Annotated in this window: 21 protein-coding genes and 1 pseudogene; 12 read left to right on the top strand and 10 right to left on the bottom strand. The window is 36.0% G+C overall.

All coding sequences use genetic code 11. The features are described 5' to 3' along the window. The first annotated feature begins 228 nt into the window (after positions 1–228). Together CYJ36_RS06385 and CYJ36_RS06380 are read left to right on the top strand one after the other, a co-directional pair. Entirely contained in the window at positions 229–1,176 is a 948-nt protein-coding gene (locus tag CYJ36_RS06385; protein WP_101565989.1) for an aldo/keto reductase family protein, read from the top strand. A 13-nt stretch (positions 1,177–1,189) separates the two neighbouring features. Then, complete coding sequence (locus tag CYJ36_RS06380) at positions 1,190–2,041, top strand: NAD-dependent epimerase/dehydratase family protein (RefSeq protein WP_101565987.1); 852 nt, start codon at positions 1,190–1,192, stop codon at positions 2,039–2,041. Positions 2,042–2,560: 519 nt separating this feature from the next. Here the strand turns inward: CYJ36_RS06380 and CYJ36_RS06375 are convergent. Together CYJ36_RS06375 and CYJ36_RS06370 are read right to left on the bottom strand one after the other, a co-directional pair. After that, positions 2,561–2,884: a winged helix-turn-helix transcriptional regulator gene (locus CYJ36_RS06375; protein ID WP_308315267.1), complete on the bottom strand. Its 324-nt coding sequence runs from the start codon at positions 2,882–2,884 to the stop codon at positions 2,561–2,563. A 401-nt stretch (positions 2,885–3,285) separates the two neighbouring features. Then, positions 3,286–3,887, bottom strand: a pseudogene (locus CYJ36_RS06370) (TerD family protein); the annotation flags it as partial. 293 nt (positions 3,888–4,180) lie between these two features. Between CYJ36_RS06370 and cntA the strand changes: the two are divergent. The 10 genes from cntA (at position 4,181) to rpsN (ending at position 13,585) form a co-directional block, all read left to right on the top strand. Continuing rightward, on the top strand, positions 4,181–5,782 hold the full coding sequence (gene cntA / locus CYJ36_RS06365) for a staphylopine-dependent metal ABC transporter substrate-binding lipoprotein (RefSeq protein WP_101565983.1): 1,602 nt from the start codon (positions 4,181–4,183) through the stop codon (positions 5,780–5,782). 128 nt (positions 5,783–5,910) lie between these two features. Continuing rightward, positions 5,911–6,843 carry a nickel/cobalt ABC transporter permease gene (gene opp1B, locus CYJ36_RS06360; RefSeq protein ID WP_101565981.1) on the top strand — a complete coding sequence of 311 codons (933 nt, stop codon included), beginning with the start codon at positions 5,911–5,913 and terminating at the stop codon, positions 6,841–6,843. After that, positions 6,844–7,746: a staphylopine uptake ABC transporter permease subunit CntC gene (gene cntC / locus CYJ36_RS06355; RefSeq protein WP_101565979.1), complete on the top strand. Its 903-nt coding sequence runs from the start codon at positions 6,844–6,846 to the stop codon at positions 7,744–7,746. Further along, entirely contained in the window at positions 7,743–8,567 is an 825-nt protein-coding gene (gene cntD, locus CYJ36_RS06350; RefSeq protein ID WP_101565977.1) for a staphylopine uptake ABC transporter ATP-binding protein CntD, read from the top strand. Before cntC ends, cntD begins: the two co-directional genes overlap by 4 nt. Continuing rightward, positions 8,554–9,300 carry an ABC transporter ATP-binding protein gene (locus tag CYJ36_RS06345; RefSeq protein ID WP_101565976.1) on the top strand — a complete coding sequence of 249 codons (747 nt, stop codon included), beginning with the start codon at positions 8,554–8,556 and terminating at the stop codon, positions 9,298–9,300. The genes cntD and CYJ36_RS06345 overlap by 14 nt, the downstream gene beginning before the upstream one ends. A gap of 257 nt (positions 9,301–9,557) precedes the next feature. Further along, positions 9,558–10,748, top strand: coding sequence for a staphylopine family metallophore export MFS transporter CntE (gene cntE / locus CYJ36_RS06340; RefSeq protein WP_101565974.1), 1,191 nt, complete (start codon positions 9,558–9,560; stop codon positions 10,746–10,748). Positions 10,749–11,066: 318 nt separating this feature from the next. Continuing rightward, complete coding sequence (locus tag CYJ36_RS06335) at positions 11,067–12,224, top strand: FAD/NAD(P)-binding protein (protein WP_101565972.1); 1,158 nt, start codon at positions 11,067–11,069, stop codon at positions 12,222–12,224. 12 nt (positions 12,225–12,236) lie between these two features. Then, on the top strand, positions 12,237–12,569 hold the full coding sequence (locus tag CYJ36_RS06330) for a GTP-binding protein (protein ID WP_101565970.1): 333 nt from the start codon (positions 12,237–12,239) through the stop codon (positions 12,567–12,569). 248 nt (positions 12,570–12,817) lie between these two features. After that, positions 12,818–13,174: a hypothetical protein gene (locus CYJ36_RS06325; RefSeq protein WP_101565968.1), complete on the top strand. Its 357-nt coding sequence runs from the start codon at positions 12,818–12,820 to the stop codon at positions 13,172–13,174. Positions 13,175–13,315: 141 nt separating this feature from the next. Next, entirely contained in the window at positions 13,316–13,585 is a 270-nt protein-coding gene (rpsN, locus tag CYJ36_RS06320) for a 30S ribosomal protein S14 (RefSeq protein ID WP_101565966.1), read from the top strand. An 807-nt stretch (positions 13,586–14,392) separates the two neighbouring features. On the opposite strand, the gene rbsK is transcribed toward rpsN, so the two are convergent. The 8 genes from rbsK to acsA form a co-directional block, all read right to left on the bottom strand. Then, on the bottom strand, positions 14,393–15,274 hold the full coding sequence (gene rbsK / locus CYJ36_RS06315; RefSeq protein WP_101565965.1) for a ribokinase: 882 nt from the start codon (positions 15,272–15,274) through the stop codon (positions 14,393–14,395). A 38-nt stretch (positions 15,275–15,312) separates the two neighbouring features. Next, positions 15,313–16,593, bottom strand: coding sequence for a TRAP transporter large permease (locus CYJ36_RS06310; protein ID WP_101565964.1), 1,281 nt, complete (start codon positions 16,591–16,593; stop codon positions 15,313–15,315). After that, positions 16,594–17,094: a TRAP transporter small permease gene (locus CYJ36_RS06305; protein WP_101565963.1), complete on the bottom strand. Its 501-nt coding sequence runs from the start codon at positions 17,092–17,094 to the stop codon at positions 16,594–16,596. It abuts the gene before it with no gap. Positions 17,095–17,162: 68 nt separating this feature from the next. Continuing rightward, positions 17,163–18,224, bottom strand: a complete 1,062-nt coding sequence (locus CYJ36_RS06300) for a TRAP transporter substrate-binding protein (protein WP_101565960.1) — start codon at positions 18,222–18,224, stop codon at positions 17,163–17,165. 14 nt (positions 18,225–18,238) lie between these two features. After that, on the bottom strand, positions 18,239–18,715 hold the full coding sequence (locus CYJ36_RS06295; protein WP_101565958.1) for an RpiB/LacA/LacB family sugar-phosphate isomerase: 477 nt from the start codon (positions 18,713–18,715) through the stop codon (positions 18,239–18,241). A gap of 107 nt (positions 18,716–18,822) precedes the next feature. Further along, the gene (locus CYJ36_RS06290; RefSeq protein WP_101565956.1) at positions 18,823–19,845 is read right to left on the bottom strand and encodes a LacI family DNA-binding transcriptional regulator; all 1,023 of its coding nucleotides are present in this window, start codon (positions 19,843–19,845) and stop codon (positions 18,823–18,825) included. Between the two features lie 446 nt (positions 19,846–20,291). Next, entirely contained in the window at positions 20,292–20,774 is a 483-nt protein-coding gene (gene tnpA, locus CYJ36_RS06285; protein WP_101565953.1) for an IS200/IS605 family transposase, read from the bottom strand. Between the two features lie 174 nt (positions 20,775–20,948). Continuing rightward, the gene (gene acsA, locus CYJ36_RS06280) at positions 20,949–22,667 is read right to left on the bottom strand and encodes an acetate--CoA ligase (protein ID WP_101565950.1); all 1,719 of its coding nucleotides are present in this window, start codon (positions 22,665–22,667) and stop codon (positions 20,949–20,951) included. Positions 22,668–22,710: the final 43 nt, after the last annotated feature.

Genomic DNA, 22,710 nt, shown 5'->3' with positions numbered 1-22,710 from the left:
TTTGATGGAGCATTTAATATGGATATCATCCAATTTCTCGATAGTATCCCTTATTATAGCTACTATAAAATACTATAGCATATTATATATTTTATATTATATCAATAATATTTCAGTACTTGTATACACTATTCAAAAAATTTATAATTTTAAAGAACAATGATAACGATAACACTAAGAAGCACCTATTTCTGTTTGTCTGTTCATTTTCAAAAGGGGGATGGGAGAATGAAATATCGACGTTTAGGAAGATATGGGTTAAAAGTCAGTGAAATAAGCTTAGGAAGCTGGCTAACATTTGGGGGGGCAACTGAAAAAGATAAAGCGATTCAAATAATTGAAACCGCATACGATTTAGGGGTTAACTCATTTGATACAGCAAATGTATACGCAAGAGGTAACTCAGAAAAAGTAGTTGGTGAAGCCCTTAGCAAATATGAACGCGAATCTTACGTATTAGCAACAAAAGTGTTCGGGCCAATGGGAGATGGCCCAAATGATCGAGGACTCTCCAGAAAACATGTTTTTGAACAGCTCCACGCTAGTTTAAAGCGATTAAAAACAGATTATGTAGATATATATTATTGTCATCGCTATGACCCAGAAACACCAGTACATGAAACATTAAGAACGATTGACGATATGATTCGTCAAGGAAAGGTTTTGTATGCGGGAGTAAGTGAATGGACCGCACAACAAATTCAAGAAGCTGTAGGTACAGCAGATAAGTATCTTTTAGACCGTATCGTTGTTAATCAATCAAACTATAATATGTTTCATCGCTATATTGAAAAAGATGTACTACCGGTTAGTGAGGTGAATGGCATAAGTCAAATTGTGTTCTCACCATTAGCACAAGGAGTATTGACAGGTAAATATAGCTTAAGCAATCGAGCGCCAGAAGGTAGCCGTGCAGCAGATCCTAAATCGAATATGTATATAGAACAATTTTTAAATGATGAAACACTGTTAAAGGTTGAAAAATTAAGTAGGATTGCGAGTGAACTTGATATTAGCTTATCTCAATTAGCCATTGCCTGGATTTTACGTCAGCCTGGTATTGCAAGCACATTAGTTGGTGCTACAAAACCTGAGCAAATTATCGAAAATGTTGAAGGTGCGGATGTGACATTAACGGGCGATGTCATTTCAATAATTGAAGAGATTTTGAAGTAAAGGAGAGAATTATATGAAAAAAGTTGTTGTTACAGGAGGAAGTGGACTCCTTGGTCACTGGGTTATCAAGGAGTTTCTTGATAGTGGGTATGAGGTCATAAATGCAGATGTGAAGCACCCAATCGATCCAATTTGTAAAACAGTAATAACCGATTTACAAAACTTAGGTGAAGTGTATGGATTACTTGCTGATGCAGATGCCGTTGTACATCTTGCAGCCATTCCAGTTGCGTATTCACATCCAAATGAAGTTACCTTTAAGAACAATGTAATGTCTACATTTAATATACTAGAAGCTGCCGGAACACTTGGCATTAAAAAAGCAGTCATAACGTCTAGTGAATCTTCATATGGAATTGTCTTTGCGGTCAATGAACTACCTCCTCAATATGTTCCACTTGACGAAGAGCATCCACAATTACCAGAAGATAGCTATGGATTATCAAAAATCGTCAATGAACAAAATGCGGATATGATTCACCGTCGAACCGGCATGCAGGTAGTGTCAATGAGATTAGGCAATGTGATTGCCCCTAATATGTATGAAAAATTCCCAGGATTTATTAATGACCCTGATCAACGAAAAGTGATCATGTGGAGCTATATTGACACAAGAGATGCAGCAGTAGCCTATCGCCTGGCTGTTGAAACAGATGGCCTCGATTCTGTTGCGCTGAATATCGCAGCAAATGACACAAGCATGAACATTGAAAGTCAAAAGCTAATGGAGACAATCTATCCAACTACTAAAATTCGTAAACATTTGGAAGCATACGAAACACTGTTTTCTAATAAAAAAGCAAAACAGCTATTAAACTGGCAGCCTATGCATAGTTGGAGAGATTATGTGAAGGTGGTGAAATAAGGTTAGAGGGAGCTTGCATAGTTCCCATAAAATTGGTACGACCTTTGCAATGTGAACAAACATTGGGCTTACTACTAAACTGGCAGAAGCTACTCTTGGTATTCCCTATTTTCAAATGGCCAGCACAGCCAATGGAGACTATATGATGATGCCATAGATAGTTCCAGCTACACTGTGAATTTTCAACACAAACTTGCTTTAGTTTCTTATTGGGGATAGAAAAACATAATCTTCAAATGGAATGCCGTTACAAGTGGAGTATCATATTTTACACGGTGATGCTAAATCCCATTATGGAACCAACTCTTATCATATGATAAAAGGAAAATATACAGACTGATAAAATACTCAGATATAATTGGGAAGCTTCCTAAAAAACAAAATAAAAGCCGATTTATCCTTAGTGTAGGGAAAATCGGCTTTTATATTCCAAATATTAAAAATAGCATATATTTTCGTTAAGATGTTGGCGGTATCCCAACTTGATGGTGATGAGGCAGAACCTATTACAAGTATTTTTTAAACCCATTTTGCTCCCCATAGTTTCATTTCCTTTAGCATCGGATGAAGGGCTTGCCCCTTCCCCGTTACGGTATATTCCACAGTAACAGGGACGGTAGGATATACTATTCGCGTTACAATTTGATGAGATTCTAAATGACGCAGAGCATCAGTTAGAGCTTTGGGGCTAATTCCTGCAATTGATTTTTGGAGTTCACTAAAGCGCTTTGTACCATTAAATAATTCCCTTAAAATCAAAAAAGTCCATTTCCCTCCAATGACGTGAAGTGCCTTTTCAATAGAACATTCAACATCAAGTGCTTGTTTATCTATGTTTTTCAAAATAAATCCCCTCACAAATAGTTATAGTAACTATAAAATATATAGCAAATTTATTATATATAATTATATTTAAAAAAACCCACTACTTTCTACAAGATAGGAAACATTTAATAATCCTATATATAGGTTAGATAAAAATTTTATACAGAATGATTCTTATGCGACAGAATTTAAAAGACGGTATTACAGGATTAAGATGCATTAGCTTGGCTTATGTGTATGGGGGAAAACTCAAAAAGGCTGTTTTTTATTAAATGTCATTTAATAAAACTTGATCTAATATCTAATTTAAGTGGTTTTAGGACTGAATCCATGTAGTGGTTATTCCATTAGCGGGGGCTTATCCGGAACAAAGGGGAAGCCCCTTATTTTAATTGGACTCCCCCTCAAGATTTTTACACTTATTTTTTACCAGCTACCCAGTTCAATCCCCAGCGGTATTTCCTGTCCATATCTTTATGGCCACTGAAATATTCAACCAAACGTTCTACTTTAAATGTCTCGTCGTTTACATTTTCAATCAAAGCCATAGCACACATTGTTTTACCGTTTTTATGTGTTCGTCCAATTTCACTTCAATATCAGAACCGGATGAATATTTAAGCGTTGCAACACCGTCAGCCTGAGACCAGTTTGCAGCACCTTCATATATAAATGAATATACTAGTATTCTTTTTAATTCTTTTAGTTTATCGCCATTGATTCTTAGGTTCTCACCACCTGCTACAGCTCCAGATCGATCATCTGCATCAAGTTTTACAAAAGGTGCATTTTGAATGCTCCCAAAAGCATTTCCTAAAGCTTGGACACATCCCTTTTGTCCGTTTTTCAATTCAAACAAACATCCTAAGTCTAGATCCACGTTGTTAAATTTATTAAAGAATCCTGATTTCTTTTGATTCCAGTTTAAGTTAACAAGAATTTCACCAACACTATGGTTATTGTTTTTTTCTAAATTGATAGTTTGTCCCTTTTTTGTAAGTTCGATCTTATTTAAGTTTAACAATCCTTTCACTCTCCAAATTATTTAGTGAAATACTCCTATAGTGTACTATAATTATTAGCTATTTTTACAATAAAAGTAATTCTAAGCTCATTTTTCTTATGAACCATCTTCAAAACAGCTTGATTAAACAAAGAATATCAAATATTATTTAAATCGTAATAGTTTCGATTTAATTAGTAAGGAGTGTGAGATGGAATCTTAGTGTTTACATAACTTTCCAAGTGTATATGCAATGTAAAGTAGGGATTTTTATCAGTTTATTTAGCAATCTTATTTTAGGAGGAAATAATATGAAAAAAAGAAGTGTTTTTTCTTTTATTGTGCTTATGTATTCAATAGTACTGCTGGTAGGATGCAGCGATAAAGCTGATTCCACGACTAAGGAAAAGAAGACAGAATTAGTTTATGCATCAGCCAAAGATATCAATGATATGAATCCTCATTTGTACGCAGGTTCAATGCCAGCTCAAGGGATGGTGTATGAGTCATTAGTGGAGAATACGGAAGACGGAATCAAGCCATTACTTGCGGAATCATGGGAAATTTCAAAAGATGGAAAAGTGTACACGTTTCATTTAAGGAAAGATGTGAAATTTCATGATGGGGAACCATTTAATGCAGAAGCAGTGAAGAAGAATATTGATGCTGTACAAAATAATCCAGAAAAGCATTCTTGGATTAAGCTATCAACAAAAATAGTAAGTTGTAATGTAGTAGATGGGTCCACAGTTGAATTAGTGCTATCTGAAGCATATTATCCAGCCTTAGTGGAATTGTCTATGACCAGACCTTATGTATTCATATCACCAAAAGATTTTATGAATGGGGAAACAAAAGAGGGTGTAAATGGTTACAACGGAACAGGACCTTATATCCTCGCGGAACATAAAACAGATGAGAAAGCAACGTTTGAAGCTAATGAAAACTATTGGGGTGGCTCCCCTAAGATTAAGAAAATTACTTCTAAAGTTCTTCCAGCAGGAGAAACGACATTTTTAGCCTTGCAAAAAGGAGAAGTAAACTTTGCATTTACTGATGATCGAGGTGCAGACAGTCTTGATATCGAAGCAATGAATCAACTGATTGATTCAGGTGATTATCAGCTTGTTAGAAGTGAAGCAATGAATACGAAAATGATTGTAGCTAACAGTAGTAGATCCGATAATCCAGTAAGTGAAACAGCGGTTCGTGAAGCCATTTGGTACTCTATTGATAGAGAAGCAATTAGCAAGGATATTTTAAATGGTACGGAAACAGTAGCCAATACCCTATTTTCACCAAACGTCAATTATGCAGATGTCGATTTGAAGAAACGAGGCTATGATTTAAAAAAAGCAAAAGAGATTTTAGAAGAAGCAGGCTGGGCATTAGAGGATGGTTCTGCTGTTAGAACGAACGACGGGAACAAATTAGCAATGAAACTTTATTATGATAGCAATTCTTCTTCCCAAAAAACACAGGCTGAATTTATTCAAAGTTCATTAAAAGAGATTGGTATTCAGCTAGAAATTATCGGTGAGGAGTCAACTTCAATTGCTAATAGAAGATCAACTGGCGACTATGATCTATTATTCAATCAAACATGGGGACTAGCCTATGATCCACAAAGTACAATTTCTGCTTTTACTTCTGAGGCATCGTATTTACATACTACTAGTGGCATTGCGAAAGCAGATGAACTCTACAAGAAGATTGATGAAGTTATGGCGAGCACTGATGAGGAAACAAGAAAATCAATATATGCTGATATATTGACAATTGTTCATGATGAAGCAGTCTTTATCCCCATCTCAAATGGCAGTGTCACTGTAGTTGCTCCAAAAAAATTAAAGGGTATATCATTTAAACAAACACAATTTGAGTTACCATTTGAGCGAATGAATTTTGAATAGAAGTATAAATAAAAGGGGAATTTCCCCCTTTTTATTTATGTGAAGAGTAAATCTTTTTGATTTAACTTATAAACTGCATATGCAAGTGTGTTTTTCTAATGATATTTTCTATTAAAAGGAGATTTTCTATGGGAAGTTATATCGTTAAACGGCTATTCATATCAATCCCTTTACTTCTGGTCATTTCATTTTTAACGTTTGTCTTAATTAATCTTTCTCCCTTAGATCCAGCCGAAGTGGTATTGCAGGCGCAAGGTGTTCCAACAATAACGGATGAATTAATTGCTCAAACAAAAGAAGAGTTTGGGATGGATAAACCATTTATCATCCGATATTTTGATTGGGTTATTGCCTGCTTACAGTTGGACTTTGGGAATTCCTACGTGACAGGAAAACCAGTTTGGTCATTAATAGGTCCAGCTTTTCTAAATACGTTTAAGCTAACGTTAGTTTCATCTGTAGTCATTATCGTAATGTCCATACTATTAGGTGTGATCTGTGCGAAGAATGAAGGAAAAATCATTGATAAATCGGTAAGAAGTATTTCATTTTTCCTAACTGCCATGCCATCGTACTGGCTTGCGTCTCTTATGATTTGGTATTTTTCTGTTAAATTAGATTTTTTACCAACAAGCGGAATGGATTCGTATAAAAGTTATATTCTACCCGTTATTGTCATTGCGATAAGTTTTGCAGGTATTTATTTTAGGGTCGTTAGAAGTTCGATGTTAAGCAATTTAAATGAAGACTATGTACTGTATGGAAGGGCATGTGGCTTAACAGAGAGAAAAATCACTATGCATATATTAAGAAATTCGTTACAAGTGGCCGTTTCGATATTTTGTATGGCTATCCCCATGATATTGGGAAGTACAGTTGTTATAGAAAATGTTTTTGCATGGCCAGGGCTAGGCAGTCTAAGTGTTAAATCAATTCTAAGCAGAGATTTCCCTATTATCCAAGCGTACGTTCTTTTATTAGCAGTGGCCTTTGTATTGTTTAATACGATATCTGATATTATAAACGCTGCGATGAATCCTAAATTAAGGAATGATCTCTAAATGATTATATTAAAAAACTTGAGTAAAGATAAGTTAGCTACTATATCTTTACTAGTCATTGTTGTGACCATTACTGTTGGTATTTTTGCCCCTTTATTTGCTCCGCATGACCCTGAGGAAGTCAATATGATCCATCGCTATGCTACTCCATCATGGGAATATCTATTAGGTAATGATCACCTAGGGAGATGTATTTTATCCAGACTAATTTATGGAATTCGTCCCAGCGTTTTATGGGTTTTAGTTGTATTACTTATTTCAATATTGATTGGGGCTTTTTTAGGTTTCATAGCGGGCTACTTTAGAGGAAAAGTAGATGCCTCTATAATGAGAATTTGTGACACTATGCTTTCTTTTCCAGGATACGTTATGGCATTGGCTGTTGTTGGTATTTTAGGCGTCGGTCTTGAAAATATATTAATTGCGTTTATTTTAATTAAGTGGGCATGGTTTGCTCGTGTCATCAGAACGTCTGTTATGCAGTATGCCGAACTAGAGTATGTGAGATATGCCAAAGCATCTGGTATTAGTGATATAAAAATTATTTATAAGCACATTATTCCTGTTACATTTTCTGATATCGCCGTCATTTCAAGTAGCTCTATTGGTTCGATGATTTTACAGATATCAGGCTTTTCATTCCTAGGTTTAGGAATCCAAGCTCCAAAGGCTGAATGGGGAATGATGTTAAATGAAGCTAGGGAAGTTATGTTTACAAGACCAGAGTTAATGTTAGCCCCGGGTTTAGCCATTATTATTGTCGTATCGTCCTTTAATTTTTTATCTGATGCCCTTCAAATTGCTTTAGATCCTAAATTAATAACTTCTAAAAATAAGCTTCAAGAAAATGTAACTATCTCTAAAAATCAGTTTCAAGAAAGAGGTGGCAAAATAAATTTATGAATTTATTAGAAGTCAAAAATCTGAGAATATGGGATAGTAACACTGGTAAAGTGATTATCTATAATAGCTCATTCCACTTAAAGAAAGGAAGCTGTCTAGGAATGGTAGGAGAAAGCGGAAGCGGTAAGTCTGTGACTGGTAGATCCATAATGAAATTGAATAAATCCTCACTTCGCCAATCAGGAGACATTTTATTTAAGGGAGAAAACTTAAACAATCTTTCTGAAAAAGAAATGAGAAAGAAAAGAGGAAGAAACCTATGCATGATTTTACAAAATGGAATGAGTGCATTTGACCCTTCTAGTGTGATTGGTGTTCATTTAATGGAAACACTGACTGAACATTTCGACTGGAGTAAAAACGTAATGGAAGAAAAAATGAAAAATGCCATGGAAAGTGTCATGCTGAAAAATCCGATTGAAATAATGAATAAGTATCCACATCAGCTATCAGGTGGAATGTTGCAGCGAATTATGATTGCGTTGGCATTAGTATTAGAACCCGACATTATTATCGCTGATGAACCGACAACAGCGCTTGATACCATTTCACAATTTGAGGTTGTTGAACAATTTGTAAAATTACGGGAAAGAATAGGTTGCTCAATAATCTTTATTTCTCATGATTTAGGGGTTGTAAGAAAAATTGCTGATGAAGTTTTAGTAATGAAGAATGGAGAAATTATCGAAAGAGGGAATACTCAAAACATTTTTTCAGGAGCGCAACATGAATATACTAAATATTTAGTATCGACTAGACTGGCGCTGAGTAATAATTTTAAGAAAATAATGGGGGGAGGGTCTACAGTTGCTGATAGTTGACCGTGTTGAGAAATCCTATAAAAAAGGTGGATGGTTTTCTACAGAAAGACAAAACGTTTTAAAGAATGTTAGTTTTGAATGTAAGAATGGAGAATGTCTCGGCATTATAGGAGAAAGTGGAAGTGGAAAATCAACATTAGGTCGTTTGATACTAGGAATAGAAAAGCCTGATCGTGGAACAGTTTTATTTGATGGAAAAAATGTAGAAGATAGAAGAGTGAGATTAGGTAACATTAGCGCTGTTTTTCAAGACTATAAATCTTCGATTAATCCATTCTTTACAGTTGAAGAAGCAATTATGGAGCCATTAAAAATTCAGAATAAGGTCAAAAAAGAAAATCAAAACAAGATTGATCATCTCTTAAATCAAGTTGGATTAAATCCTTCTTATAGAAAAAGACATCCTCATGAGTTATCAGGGGGAGAGGTTCAGAGAGTCTGTATTGCAAGAGCCATTTCAACAGAACCAAAATGTATCTTATTAGATGAAGCAATCAGTTCTTTGGATGTCTCGATTCAAATACAAGTGCTTGAATTGCTTAAGGAATTAAAAAAAATTTACAATATGAGTTATGTCTTTATAACTCATGATATTCAGTCTGCTGCCTATATTTGCGATAGAGTCATTATTTTTAGAAATGGCCAAATTGAAGAAATGGTCAAAATTGAACAACTAAAAGATGTCCAGTCAAAATATGCAAGAAAATTATTGGAGATGTTAATAACTTTTTAATGTTATTTACTATTATTCTTAAAATATTTCTATATATGTTTTAGTTTGTGATGAGGCAGTTTTTGCTTTAGAGGGTCGTACCCCATACTGGCATTGTTGCAGCCATTACATCTATCATATGTCATTTTTGCAACTGTACTGCAGCATGAATATAAAAGTATGCACATTTTGTGTAAAGTGAATTGACTTGTGAAAGAGAGCAGATAAATACATAAAGTCACAGAACTTGTTAGACGATTTTAGGAGGAGAAAAAATTGTGAGTGGAGCTATGTCTTGGCCCTTTCTTCGTTTGTATCTGTTGGTTCTTCTTTATTTTAGTGCCAACTCTATACTAAATGTTATTATCCCTTTACAAGGGGAAGCATTAGGAGCCAGCAATACGACAATTGGCTTAATCATGGGGGCATATTTGTTTACAACCATGTTTTTTCGGCCATGGGCAGGTCATATTATTCAAAATTATGGACCGATAAAAGTGTTACGCATTATTCTTATTGTCAATGGGTTTGCTTTAATACTATATACGTTTACTGGATTAGGGGGCTATCTAGTCGCCCGTATGTTACAAGGTGTATCGACAGCTTTTTTTTCAATGGCATTACAGATAGGTATTATGGATGCATTGCCAGAGAAGGATCGCTCTCAAGGCATCTCACTTTATTCTTTATTTTCTTATATACCAGGTATTATTGGTCCTATGCTGGCCCTAGGCATTTGGCAAACAGGGGACATGAATTATTTTACTGTAGTGATGATAGCAATCGCCATCTTTACAGGGGTGTTTGGCTATAGTACCAAAATGGAAAAAGGAAAGGATCAACCTGTTACAAATAATAGTGAACAGGGAGTAAGTATGTTTAAGTCATTTAGTCAGTTATTGAAAAATCCATTTTTGTTTAAATGCAGCGTATTGATGTTAGTTGCTTCCATTGTATTTGGAGCGATTACAACTTTTATACCACTGTATGCTATGCAGTTAACAAGTGGTAATGCTGGAATTTATCTCATGCTTCAAGCGATTACGGTTGTCTTTGCTCGTTTTGCTTTAAGAAAAAAAATCCCTTCAGATGGCAAATGGCATTCATCTTTTATCATGGGGACTATGCTTCTTTTAGCAATAGCTGCGCTATGTGTAAGCTTTGCTACAACGGGTGGAGCTGTTTTTTTCTATGCTGGTGCAATGTTAATGGGTATCGCTCAGGCACTCATTTATCCAACATTAACAACGTATTTAAGCTTTGTCTTACCAAAGATGGACCGCAATGTATTATTAGGTTTATTTATTGCTATGGCTGATTTAGGTGTTTCGCTAGGTAGTGTTATTATGGGGCCGATGGCTGATATTTTCTCATACTCATCTATGTATAGGATTTGTGCTATCTTAGGTGTGGCGATGGTCATTTTTGCCTATGATCGACGAAAAATTTTATTGGGTAAATATAAATGAATATTTTAAGAGTTTCATAATATGAATTTTTAAAGGGCTCGTTAATATAGTTGAATTTAATATTTTACTCTTATAGAGGAAAATCTTTTTATAGGGTTATTTTTCTTTTTAAAGGCTAAATAATTATGTGCGAGATTCTACATTAAGAAAGAATGTAAGTTTGCATATTGTAACTCACCGTTAATATAGAGAGACATTTTGATTAAAGTTTAATCAAAGTTGATTTTCTTATGGCTATTGCATGTAAGAGCTATTTTCGTTACACTTATTTTTATAAAATCGTAATGATTACGTTTTAAATTATAGGAGTGATTTTGTATGTATGAATGGATCATTATTGGAGGAGGAGTTCAGGGGGTTACAATGGCCACTTTTCTTCTGCAAAGCAAAAAAACAACACCTTGTAAAATACGAATTATTGACCCGCACACTAAGCCGCTGGAAAACTGGGAACGATGCACCCAAGCGATTTCAATGCCATATTTGAGATCTCCATCCGTTCATCATATTGAGATAAATCCATTTGGGCTTGAACGATTTAACAAACAGAATCTTGGCGAAACTTTTTATGGACGTTTTAAAAGACCATCATTAAAGCTTTTTAAGCAGCATTGTGATCATCTGTTTCATGAATTAAATATGCGAGAATGTTGGATAAAGGGTCGGGTCATAGAGATTCAGAAGATTGGTGTTAATTGGGAAATCGTCAATAATAATGGAAATAAGTTAACCACAAAGAATGTTGTGATTGCAATTGGTATTGGAGAACAGCCTTATTGGCCTGAATGGGCACTAAAGTTAAAAGATAAAACACAGACCATTCATCATATTTTTGAGGATACCCTTAATTTTGAATCTTTATTAGGACCTATCGTAGTCATTGGAGGAGGGATGACAGCTGCTCATCTCGTTAATAAATTGGCAAGCATTTTCCCTGGTGAAGTAACAATGATGAAAAGGCATCCATTCAGAGTCAAGCTGTTTGATAGTGATCCAGGATGGCTTGGCCCTAAAAAGCAGGCTTCATTTAGAAATAATCCCGATTATTCAAGCCGTCGCAGGGGAATTATTGAAGCCAGACACCGAGGTTCCATAACTCAAGATCTTCATATGAAACTTCACCACTTGAAGAGACGTGGACGGCTTGAATGGTTAGATGAGGAGATTAATACATTTAAGCAAGTTGAAAACGGAACAATACTGATTACTAAAGAGGGTAAAGAGATCTTAGCTAGATCAATTATTCTGGCAACTGGGTTTAAGCCTTCACTTCCAGGAAGAGAATGGATTTCCCCACTAATCAAAAGGGAAAAGCTAAAATGTGCAGAATGCGGATATCCTATTGTAACAGAGCGTCTTGAATGGGCCGAAGGTTTATACGTAACCGGAGCATTAGCTGAACTTCAGATTGGGCCCATTGCTAGAAATATTTCCGGTGCAAGACAAGCTGCTGAACAAATCGTATCAGGAATTTAACTTAATAATTTAATCAAAACCTGGTGTGCTACAAGAAATCAACTTGCCCTTTCTGTCTCACAAGCAGGCCCTTCTATCATTATCGAACCCGTGTCTTATTGGGCAGCAACTTTGCCCGTACTTGAACGGGATGCACTTTTGAAAGAGAACCCTCATATACAAGCAGAATGGGATCCAGAGTTCGGAGATCGAATGACAAAGCTTGTGTTTATTGGGGTAGATATGAACGAACGTGATGTTGTGAAGCTATTGGATAAATGTTTACTTACAAATGATGAATTTGATTCCGACTGGAACAAACTTGAGGATCCATTTGACTGGGAGATACCTATTGCAAATTATTAACCCTATTTTAAGATTTTTTTCATAATTACTCTTTTTAAAATTTCATTTTAAGGATTGAAAAAAGGCGGTATTTTGAAAAAGGATGTAGAAATTTAATTTTAGCTGGATTATTGGGCAGTGTTAAATCTACATTATTCTTATCATAGCTTTAACATGATGTACATGATTAGAATTTAGGAAAGCAGAAGGTTATAATCGTAATCATTCTTACTTGGATAGATTGATATCATGTATGAGAGGTGACAGTGATGAACGAAAAGCTAATGAATATCTTAACACGGAGCATTATAGCAGGGCTGCCTCCGAAGAAAAAAAACCTGTATCAATACATTGAAAGTTTGGAAGATAGACTGGCTTCACAATGTGAGACAAAGGAGCAGTTTTTAAACCTTCTTATCCAAAGGTCTCCATTCCAGCAAGCGGCTAATCATTTTTGTATGACAGTGGATGAAACATTTAGATTGATGAAGAAGATTGAAAATGAAATAAACCACGAACTGGACAAAAGAATAGACAAACATAAATGGATCGACTATACAGAGAAAGTGATTAAAAATCAGGAGAAGACAAAACAAAAGATGAAATATTTTCTGTTTGTTACTTGAGTATTATGCGCACGTAGAACCTTGATTTTTCTAAAATTAAGAATTCGTCTAACTGAGAGGACGATAATCTAATTCATCCATATTTAGACGTAATGATTACGATTTAATTATTAAATAAATTATGAAGAAAGGCTGAGAGCAGTGGCAAAAAAGTCGAAAGTTGCAAAAGAGAAAAAACGTCAGGCATTAGTTGAGAAATATAGAGAATTACGTACTGAGCTGAAAGAAAAAGGAGATTTGGAAGCTCTTAGGAAGCTGCCTCGAGACTCATCTCCAACACGCTTAAAAAACAGATGTGAAGTAACCGGAAGACCGAGAGGATACTTAAGAAAATTTAAACTTTCAAGAATCGCTTTCAGAGAATATGCTCATAAAGGTCAAATTCCAGGAGTCAAAAAAGCCAGCTGGTAAATAAATCTCTATGATAATATATCAGATAAAATGGCAAAAAACATGAGTTAAAAAGAACCTTCCGGATATCTGGAGGGTTCTTTTACGACTTTTCAAATACTTAATAATGGAGAGTATTTATTCCACAAATCTTTTATTGTAGGGACTTTCATTACACTAATGTAGGTACAATCTTGCCAACGGACAAGAATGAACTTATGGCACTTTAACATATTTTCTAGTTTACATAATATATATTATAGGTAGTTAATAGTTAGATTATATTTCTTGTCTCATATATAGAGTAAACTTAAGAAAGTGAGACAAAATACAAAAAAGCTATTTATTACATTATTTCTTTAATAACTTATTTTTTACAACTGCGAATCTAATTAAATTATTTCATAATTCGTCATCTATCTGTCAGCCGATATTTTTATCCAAACAAAAGAATATTTTATATTATTTCATCACTTAAGATGTACGCCTCTCTCTATAAACCCTCTTTCCAATCTTGTTTACATAACATAATAATCAGTATTCATTAACTTTTTTTATCTGGATATGCGAATTTAATATCAACTTATTTTAATACTATCCATCCTCTGTTCGAAATTGTTTTCCTAAATGGATATTTTTGCCTTTTGCCGAAATGATTTGAAAGTTACACCGATTCCTTCCACTTTTTATGTCTGAGCACACGATTTTATTATGTTCATTTAGAACATAGTTTAATTAAAACTTTTTTTGTACCTTTCATTTGATTTTACAAAAAAATATTATAAATCCATCTCACCATAAAAAAAACACTGCCATCAGCAATGTTTTTTATCCAGGTTCAGAAGTTTTTAAAAACTTTTCGACATCTTCTTTGAATGGCATTCCGGACTGCGCTCCGAATTTCATCACACTTAGCGCAGCAGCAGCATTTCCAAATAAGCAGGCCTGCTCCAAAGTATCTCCCTTACTTAAAGAAACAGCTAATGCTCCATTAAAAGTGTCTCCTGCACCTGTAGTATCAACTACCTTTACTTTATGTGCACCAATTTGTTTTTCGTTTCCATTTTCATTAAATCTAACACCTTTTGATCCATAAGTTACAATTAGTTTGTCTTGAATACTTTTATCATCGTTAAAATAGGTTCGTTCATGTTCGTTAGGTGTCAGATAATCAGCCATTTCTAGTAGCGCTTGGGGAATCAGCTGAACAGGAGCTGGATTTAAAAGGATTTTCACTCCATGTTTCTTTGCTATTTCCGCAGCTTTCATGACTGTGGATAGCGGAATTTCCAATTGAAGTAATAAAAGGTCACATTCAGCTATATATTCCTCTTTCTCATTTATTATTTCTGGAGTAAGACAATCATTTGCTCCTGGAACAACAATGATGCTGTTATCATGATTGCTGACTGTAATCGACGCAATTCCGGTCGGATATTTCTGAACAACGTTCACGTGTTCTACTTGAATATTTTCTTTAAGTAAGTGGGACTTTAGCTCTTTTCCAAAATCATCAGATCCTACACAGCCTATTAACCTCACGTCGGCACCAAGTCTTGCAGCAGCCACAGCCTGATTTGCTCCTTTGCCTCCTGGAATTGTCTTGAAATCTATTCCCTTGATCGTTTCACCCTGCATTGGAAATGATGTTGATGTTGTTACTAAATCCATATTTATGCTGCCTATAACGATTATTTTCGGCTTAAACAATACTCTCCACCTCCTTTATTGCACAATTTCTAAACCCATCATTCTTTTATAAATAAGTCTGGAAGGAAGGTAATGATTTCTGGAACAAAAACAAACAATAGCAGTAATCCTATTAAAGTCAATAAAAATGGGATGATTTCTTTAGTAAATTCAATGATGCTGCTGTTTGAAATTCCGGTTGCTACGTACATAATGACGCCAACTGGAGGAGTTATTGTACCAATCATAACGTTAATGGCAAGAATAACGCCATAATGCAAAGGGTCAATTTGAAATTGAGTCAGTAAGGGAAGCACAACTGGTGTAGTGATAATAATAATAGCTGTTCCATCTAAAAAACAGCCTAGAATTAGTAATATGACCATTAATAATAGTAAAATAACGATAGATGAATCTGAAATTGATTGAAATAACCCAAGAAGCTTTTGCGGACCTTGTTCAAAAGCCATAATCCATGCAAATGGTGCTGAAGCGGCAATAATGATGCCAACACTAGCTGTCATTTTAACAGACTCTAATAATTTTTTTGGTATTTCACTCCACTTAAGATCCCGGTAGACAAAGAGACCGATAATTAACGAATAAATAACAGCTATTACTGCGGATTCAGTTGCTGTAAATAATCCTGAAAAAATGCCGTATATGATAATCACTGGCATTAAGAGGGCCCATATTGCTTCTTTAAAAGCCAGCAATATTTTTTTGATACTCGCTCTATTTCTTTTTTCCAGATTTCTCTTTTTGGCTATTATGTATGCGATAACCATCAAAGACAAACTCATCATCAAGCCTGGAATTGCACCGCCTAGAAACAATTTTCCGATTGAAACTCCTGCTATACTGCCATATAAGATCATCGGAATGCTAGGTGGAATAATCGGCCCTACTGTAGCACTTGCGCCCAGTATTGCTGATGCAAATCCTTTCCCGTAACCTCTTTTTATCATCGAAGGTATTAAGGCTGTTCCAGTTGCTGCAGCATCCGCGACACCTGAACCTGATACTCCTGACATAAAAACATTGGATACAACAGTGACATGTGCTAAGCTTCCTCTAATATGCCCTACTAGTGTTTCTGAAAAGTTAATTAATCGCTTTGTAATTCCCCCTGCTTCCATAAGTCCGCCTGCCAAAATAAACAGAGGTATCGCTAAAATCGGAAAAGAATCCAGTCCTAGTGCAAGCCGTTGAGGAAGTGTTTCTAAAGGGATCGATCCTCCAAAAAAAACGGCTATAAGAGAAGAACCTAATAAAGCAAAACCTACAGGAACTCCAAGTAACAATAATACCAATAATCCGCATATCAATATAATTAACATTTAGATTTCAACACCTTTGTTCATATTGTTGTTTAGAGTCCAGTCTCTTCTCCATACCCTGCATGCGTCAAACAATGTATATATAAACATTAGTCCGCAAGAAACAGGTACTGATAAATAGATCAATCCGGTTGGTACCCCTAAACTTGTTGTTGGAACGATCCAAGTTTGTTTCGTTATAGTCCAACCGTACAAAATCAAAAATCCAAATAAAATGAGCAAGCCAATTTGTATGCAGAAATAGAAGCTTTTTTGGATTTTCTTTGGCAGAAGTGTTAGCAAAAAATCAATGGCTATATGTTTTTTGCTTTTTAGTGCAGCTACAGAACCCATTAGAACGGTCCAAATAAAGCTATACCTGGCGAGTTCATCTGTCCAAACGATCTGCAGTTCGAAAAAACGGGCAAACACTCCAAGTGCAACTGCTATACACATTATGATAAAAAAAAGACTGGCTATTATTTCTTCAACGTGTTTTAACATCCATTTTCTTCGAGTCATCGTTGAACCTCCTTATTTCCGCTGGATACATCACAGATGGAAAGTATCCAGCGGAATTTTTATACTGCCTATTGAGCATCAATAATTTTCTCGTAATATCCCTTTCCTAATTTATCTTCAAAAGCTTTATAGGTATCTTTTGTCGCTTCTTGATATGCTTCGACATCAACATCCACTACTTTCATACCGCTTTCTTTCAAAAGATTTAATTCTTCCTCATTTGCTTTTAATTGCAATTCTGACATATATTTTCCGGACTCGGTCATCGCATCTGAAATCATTATTTGCTCTTCATCAGATAATCCCTTCCACCACGCCAGGTTAACTGCAGGCAGCTCATTTTGTGTCATATGGCCAGTTAAATTTACAACATTCTGCACTTCCTGAAATTTATTCGTATAAATTTGGTTAATAGAGTTTTCCTGAGCTTCAATTGTGCCGGTTTTAAGAGACATATATACTTCTGTAATATTCATTGGCGTAACATTGGCTCCTAATAACCTAAAGGGTTCAGTATGGGCAGCAGCATCAGGTGTTCTAATTTTCAATCCTTTAATATCATCCGGAGTTACAATAGTTTTGTCTTTCGTCGTCACATGGCGATCTCCAACCCACCAAACGGCTTCAGGGAAAATCTCTAATCCTGCTTCATTACTTTGAATGGCGATCTCTTTATACACATCTGTTTTTGCTAGTTTTTGAAAGTTTTCATATTTTTCTTTTTCATTTTTGCCTTCGATAATATAAGGCAGAGTTAGCACTGTAGCTTTAGGTATGAAATTTGATAATACCGCAGCAGATGGTATTGTGATATGAATGGTTCCCAATTGCGTACTCTCCACAAGATCCTTTTCACTTCCGAGCTGACCTCCAGGTATGACCTGAACTTCAATTTTGCCTCCTGATTTTTCTTCAACAATTTCTTTGAATTTAATAGAACCTTTATGAATCGCTGATTGATCATTGGTAACATGCCCTAATTTAATAACGGTTTTTTTTGAGTCATTTGCTGTATTCGATGAATCAGAGGCTTCTGTTCCAGATGATTGTGCGCCGCAACCTGTTAACAATAATGCAAGCAATAGTAATGAAATGAATAAGCTTCCATACGTTTTTAATTGCTTTTTCATTTATGGCTCCCCCTTTAATTGGTTTTTAAATTCACAATCTTATGTGCATATTCATTTTCCATTGCATGCAGCTTTCGAACCCTTCTTCTGAATTCTTCCTCTGTACTGAAAGTTGCGCTTAAAAATGACTCGACTAGTTCTGCCATAATAACTGGTCCAATAATTTGAGCACCTATGCACATAACATTCACATCGTCATGTTCAACGCACTGATGAGAAGAATAAATATCGTGACAGACAGATGCACGGATTCCTGGTATTTTATTTGCTGCAATACACGCTCCAACACCTGTTCCGCAAACTAATATAGCTCTTTCAGCTTCCCTGTTCAAAATCGCCTCGCACACTTTTTTTGTGATATCCGGGAAATCAATCGGTTCGCTGCTGTAACAGCCGAAATCTTCAACTTCGTGGCCTAATTGTTTGATAGCGTTTACAACTTCTTGTTTTAAAGGAAAACCTGCATGGTCTCCTCCTACAATAATTTTCATTTTTCATCCTCCTAAGCATTGGCTATTTATTAGTAAACAATTAAATGATAACGTAAGATTATGGTACGAAATCAGTTAATCGATTAACTTTCCATTATAAAATTCCGTTACTCAAATTTACAGCCGCAAGATTCCCTAACAATCATTTTGGGTTCTAAATAAATCACTCTTTGATTTGTAAACTCGTTCCCATTCAAATTAGCGATTATAAGCTCTGCAGCTTGTGTTCCCTGTTCGTAGGCAGGCTGACTGATTGTAGACAAAGGAGGTTCTACTATATCAGCCCAATCGGATTCGTCATACCCAACTATTGCAAGATCGCGTCCTATCTTAATGTCTGTTTCTTTGAGATATTTATAAGCTCCTAATGTCATAGAGTTATTAGCTATAAAACAGGCCTCTATCTTTTCACCGCTATTCATCAGCTCTTTCATCATTTGATACCCGCTTTCGATATCAAAATTGCCTGTTTTTATTATTTTCTCATCAATTGACAAACCATAATCTTCAATCGCTCTTTTATAGCCGATCAGTCTGTCTCTGCCGGTACTGTAGGTTTGAGGGCCTGATATTGTCGAGATTTTTTCATATCCGTGGTTGATTAAATGTTCTGCTGCAAGATAAGATCCTCGGATATTGTTTGTCATCACGGTTTTCATTAAAGCGCTTTCAGGAGAACGGTTTAAAAAAACAATTGGGATATTTGCACTTTCAAGGTTTTTAATATATTCTTCTTTATTTCCTGATGAAGAAATAATCAATCCGTCAATTCTTTTGCCTATTAAGATTTCCAAATACTCCTGCTCTTTCTTAACGTTTGATTCCGTATTGCATAACAGAATATTATATCCATTTTTATTTGCTTCGTATTCTATCCCTCTTACCACTTTCGAGAAGAATGGATTAGTAATATCTGATATTAGGACTCCGATTAATTTTGTTTCTTGCACTCTTAAGCTTTTTGCCAGAGCGTTCGGACGGTAATTAAGTGTTTTCATTGCATTCATTACTTTTTTCTTTACATCTTCACTTACATATTTCGTATTATTAGTAACATTTGAAACAGTTGCTGTAGAGACACCTGCTAATTTTGCTACATCTTTAAGGGTTGCTTTTGTTATTTTGTCCAAATCATATCAACCTTCGCTGTTATTTAATCGATTAACTAGAATTTATAATAAATTCTGAAAATTGTCAACGATTATTGAAAAAATTGTTTTTATAAATCAATTTAATGCTGAAACTTATAAATGTTTTCAAAATACCAGGAAACTCTATTTCAAACATTGTTAAAATCTAACCTGATTTTATTAATGAACTGGAGTGGTGAAAAGTCAATTGCCTATCCTTTTCCTGATCAGTGCACACAAATTTATATGATTATTTAAAACATAGTTTTATTAAAAAATTCAAGGATTTTCCTCTCTTTGATCTTGAAAATAAAAACCACCCGTGAGAACGGGTGGTTTTCTCTGCGGCTGAAAGCCTTTGTTACTGACCACACCCTAAAGGGCTACTGAAGGGTTCGCCATTTGTACTACTTCTACCGGCCAGACCTCAAAGGCCTTCTTCCCTTTTAACTTCGTCTCTTTTTCTTTACTTCTTCTCCGGTGAAAGGATCAATGTATTCCATCATCGTTAATTGTTCTGCCACTATATCATCTTGAATTTGATTGCGTATATATTCTTCTATTACCTTCTTGTTTCTCCCGACGGTATCTACATAATATCCTGTACACCAGAATTTACGATTCCCATATTTATATTTCAGATTTGCATGTCGGTCAAATATCATTAAACTACTTTTACCTTTCAAATAACCGACAAATGCGGATACACTTAGTTTTGGTGGTATACTCACTAACATATGTACGTGATCTTTACATGCTGTTGCTTCAATAATTTCTACACCTTTTCTTTCACATAATTTGCGTAGAATTTCTCCAATATCTTTTTTGATTTTCCCATATATAATCTGCCTTCTATACTTAGGTGCAAAAACGATGTGATACTTACAATTCCAGGTAGTGTGTGCTAAACTATTATTGTCTTTTGACATAGGACTTCCTCCGTGCTGATATTTTGGTTGGCGAACCAAAAATATTTTAGCACCATGAGGAAGTTTTTTTAATACCACGCTGAAAGCTTTTTGGAACCCCGGGCCTAGCCCGGGGTTTTCATTTCACAAAAAAAGCTTGCAGAGAATCCGCTGCAAGCTTTCACAATAAATCTATTAATCTTCCATCGTAGATAAATCGCCTGTCGGTAAATCAAGTTCCCATGCTTTCAGGACACGGCGCATAATTTTTCCGCTTCGAGTTTTTGGCAGTTTATCGCGGAATTCGATTTCACGAGGTGCTGCATGTGCTGCAAGGCCTTTTTTAACGAAGTTTCGGATTTCTTCTTTTAGTTCATCTGTTGCTTCGTATCCATCGCGTAAAGCAACGAATGCTTTAATGATTTCACCGCGAATTGGATCCGGTTTGCCGATAACGCCTGCTTCAGCAATGGCAGGGTGTTCAACAAGCTTGCTTTCTACCTCAAATGGTCCAACTCTCTCACCGGACGTCATGATGACATCGTCAATTCTGCCCTGGAACCAAAAGTAGCCATCCTCGTCTTTATAAGCGGAATCGCCGGAAACATACCAGTCGCCAGGCATAAAATAGGACTCATATTTTTCTTTGTTATTCCAAATTGTATGCATCATCGAAGGCCAGCCCTTTTTAATCGCCAAGTTTCCCATGCGGTATGGAGGCACTTCATTCCCCTGGTCATCGACGATCGCTGCCACAACACCAGGAATCGGTTTGCCCATCGAACCAGGCTTGATTTCCATACTTGGATAGTTGCAGATTACCTGTGCACCCGTCTCAGTCATCCACCACGTATCGTGAATACGGTTATCAAATACTTTCATACCCCATCTGACAACTTCTGGGTTTAACGGCTCCCCTACGCTAAGAACGTGTCTTAGTGAATTGAGGTCAAATTGTTTTACTAGTTCATCGCCTGCACCCATAAGCATACGGAAAGCAGTTGGAGCACTGTACCAGACGGTGACGCCGTAATTTTGAATCGTTTCATACCACTGTTCAGGCTTGAATCTGCCGCCTACGATAACGTTTGAAGCACCATGCAGCCATGGTCCAAAAATTCCATACACCGTGCCTGTTACCCATCCAGGATCAGCTGTACACCAATAGACATCTTCTTCTTTTAAATCGAGAACCCAGCTGCCTGTCTGATAATGCTGAATGATCGCCTGATGAACGTGAAGAACACCTTTAGGCTTGCCTGTAGACCCAGATGTATAATGAAGCAGCAGGCCATCCGTTTTTTCTACCCACTCAATTTCCAGTTTGCTGCTGGCGTTTTTCATTCTTGTTAAGAAATCTATGTAAGTGCCTTCCTCTTTTACATTTTCTCCAACAAGCACAACATGCTTTAACGACGGCAGTTCGTCAACTGGAACTCTCTCAAGCAGTTCTGGAGTTGTCACGATGACTTTAGCCTCGCTGTCCTGCAGACGGTCTTTCACTGCGCCTTCCATAAACGCTTCAAATAAAGGACCAACAATCGCTCCAAGCTTGATCGCTCCGAGCACTGTAAAATATAATTCCGGAGTTCTTGGCATAAAGACGAATACACGATCGCCCTTTTCTACATCCGCGCACTGCCTGAGAACATTACCCGCTTTATTCGAGAAATCTTTCATCTCTTTAAACGTGTATTTTTCTTCTCTTTCAGGATCGCGATAGTACAAGGCAACCTTATTTTTCCGAAAGGATTCTGCATGCTTATCAATTGCTTCATAAGCAGCATTCAGCCGTCCTGTTTCTGACCAGGAAAAATGTTTTTCAGCTTCTGCCCAATCAAAACTTTCATATGACTTTGTGTAATCTTCTAAATTGTGATTCCCTTTCGTTGCTGGCAGCGCTTCCAATTTCATCTTTTAACTCCCCCTTATTCAGTATCTACATCCTCTATTATAG

This window comes from Bacillus sp. UMB0893 (assembly GCF_002858905.1).
Taxonomy (GTDB): domain Bacteria; phylum Bacillota; class Bacilli; order Bacillales; family Bacillaceae; genus Bacillus_P.
Note: the sequence above shows the minus strand (reverse complement) of the source record. Positions and strands in the feature narration are given on the sequence as shown.

Bases quoted from the DNA above. Each gene is read 5' to 3' on its own strand.
- CYJ36_RS06385 (WP_101565989.1), top strand. From the start codon at position 229: ATGAAATATCGACGTTTAGGAAGATATGGGTTAAAAGTCAGTGAAATA.
- CYJ36_RS06380 (WP_101565987.1), top strand. From the start codon at position 1,190: ATGAAAAAAGTTGTTGTTACAGGAGGAAGTGGACTCCTTGGTCACTGG.
- cntA (WP_101565983.1), top strand. From the start codon at position 4,181: ATGAAAAAAAGAAGTGTTTTTTCTTTTATTGTGCTTATGTATTCAATA.
- opp1B (WP_101565981.1), top strand. From the start codon at position 5,911: ATGGGAAGTTATATCGTTAAACGGCTATTCATATCAATCCCTTTACTT.
- cntC (WP_101565979.1), top strand. From the start codon at position 6,844: ATGATTATATTAAAAAACTTGAGTAAAGATAAGTTAGCTACTATATCT.
- cntD (WP_101565977.1), top strand. From the start codon at position 7,743: ATGAATTTATTAGAAGTCAAAAATCTGAGAATATGGGATAGTAACACT.
- CYJ36_RS06335 (WP_101565972.1), top strand. From the start codon at position 11,067: ATGTATGAATGGATCATTATTGGAGGAGGAGTTCAGGGGGTTACAATG.
- CYJ36_RS06325 (WP_101565968.1), top strand. From the start codon at position 12,818: ATGAACGAAAAGCTAATGAATATCTTAACACGGAGCATTATAGCAGGG.
- CYJ36_RS06310 (WP_101565964.1), bottom strand. From the start codon at position 16,593: ATGTTAATTATATTGATATGCGGATTATTGGTATTATTGTTACTTGGA.
- CYJ36_RS06305 (WP_101565963.1), bottom strand. From the start codon at position 17,094: ATGACTCGAAGAAAATGGATGTTAAAACACGTTGAAGAAATAATAGCC.
- CYJ36_RS06300 (WP_101565960.1), bottom strand. From the start codon at position 18,224: ATGAAAAAGCAATTAAAAACGTATGGAAGCTTATTCATTTCATTACTA.
- CYJ36_RS06295 (WP_101565958.1), bottom strand. From the start codon at position 18,715: ATGAAAATTATTGTAGGAGGAGACCATGCAGGTTTTCCTTTAAAACAA.
- tnpA (WP_101565953.1), bottom strand. From the start codon at position 20,774: ATGTCAAAAGACAATAATAGTTTAGCACACACTACCTGGAATTGTAAG.
- acsA (WP_101565950.1), bottom strand. From the start codon at position 22,667: ATGAAATTGGAAGCGCTGCCAGCAACGAAAGGGAATCACAATTTAGAA.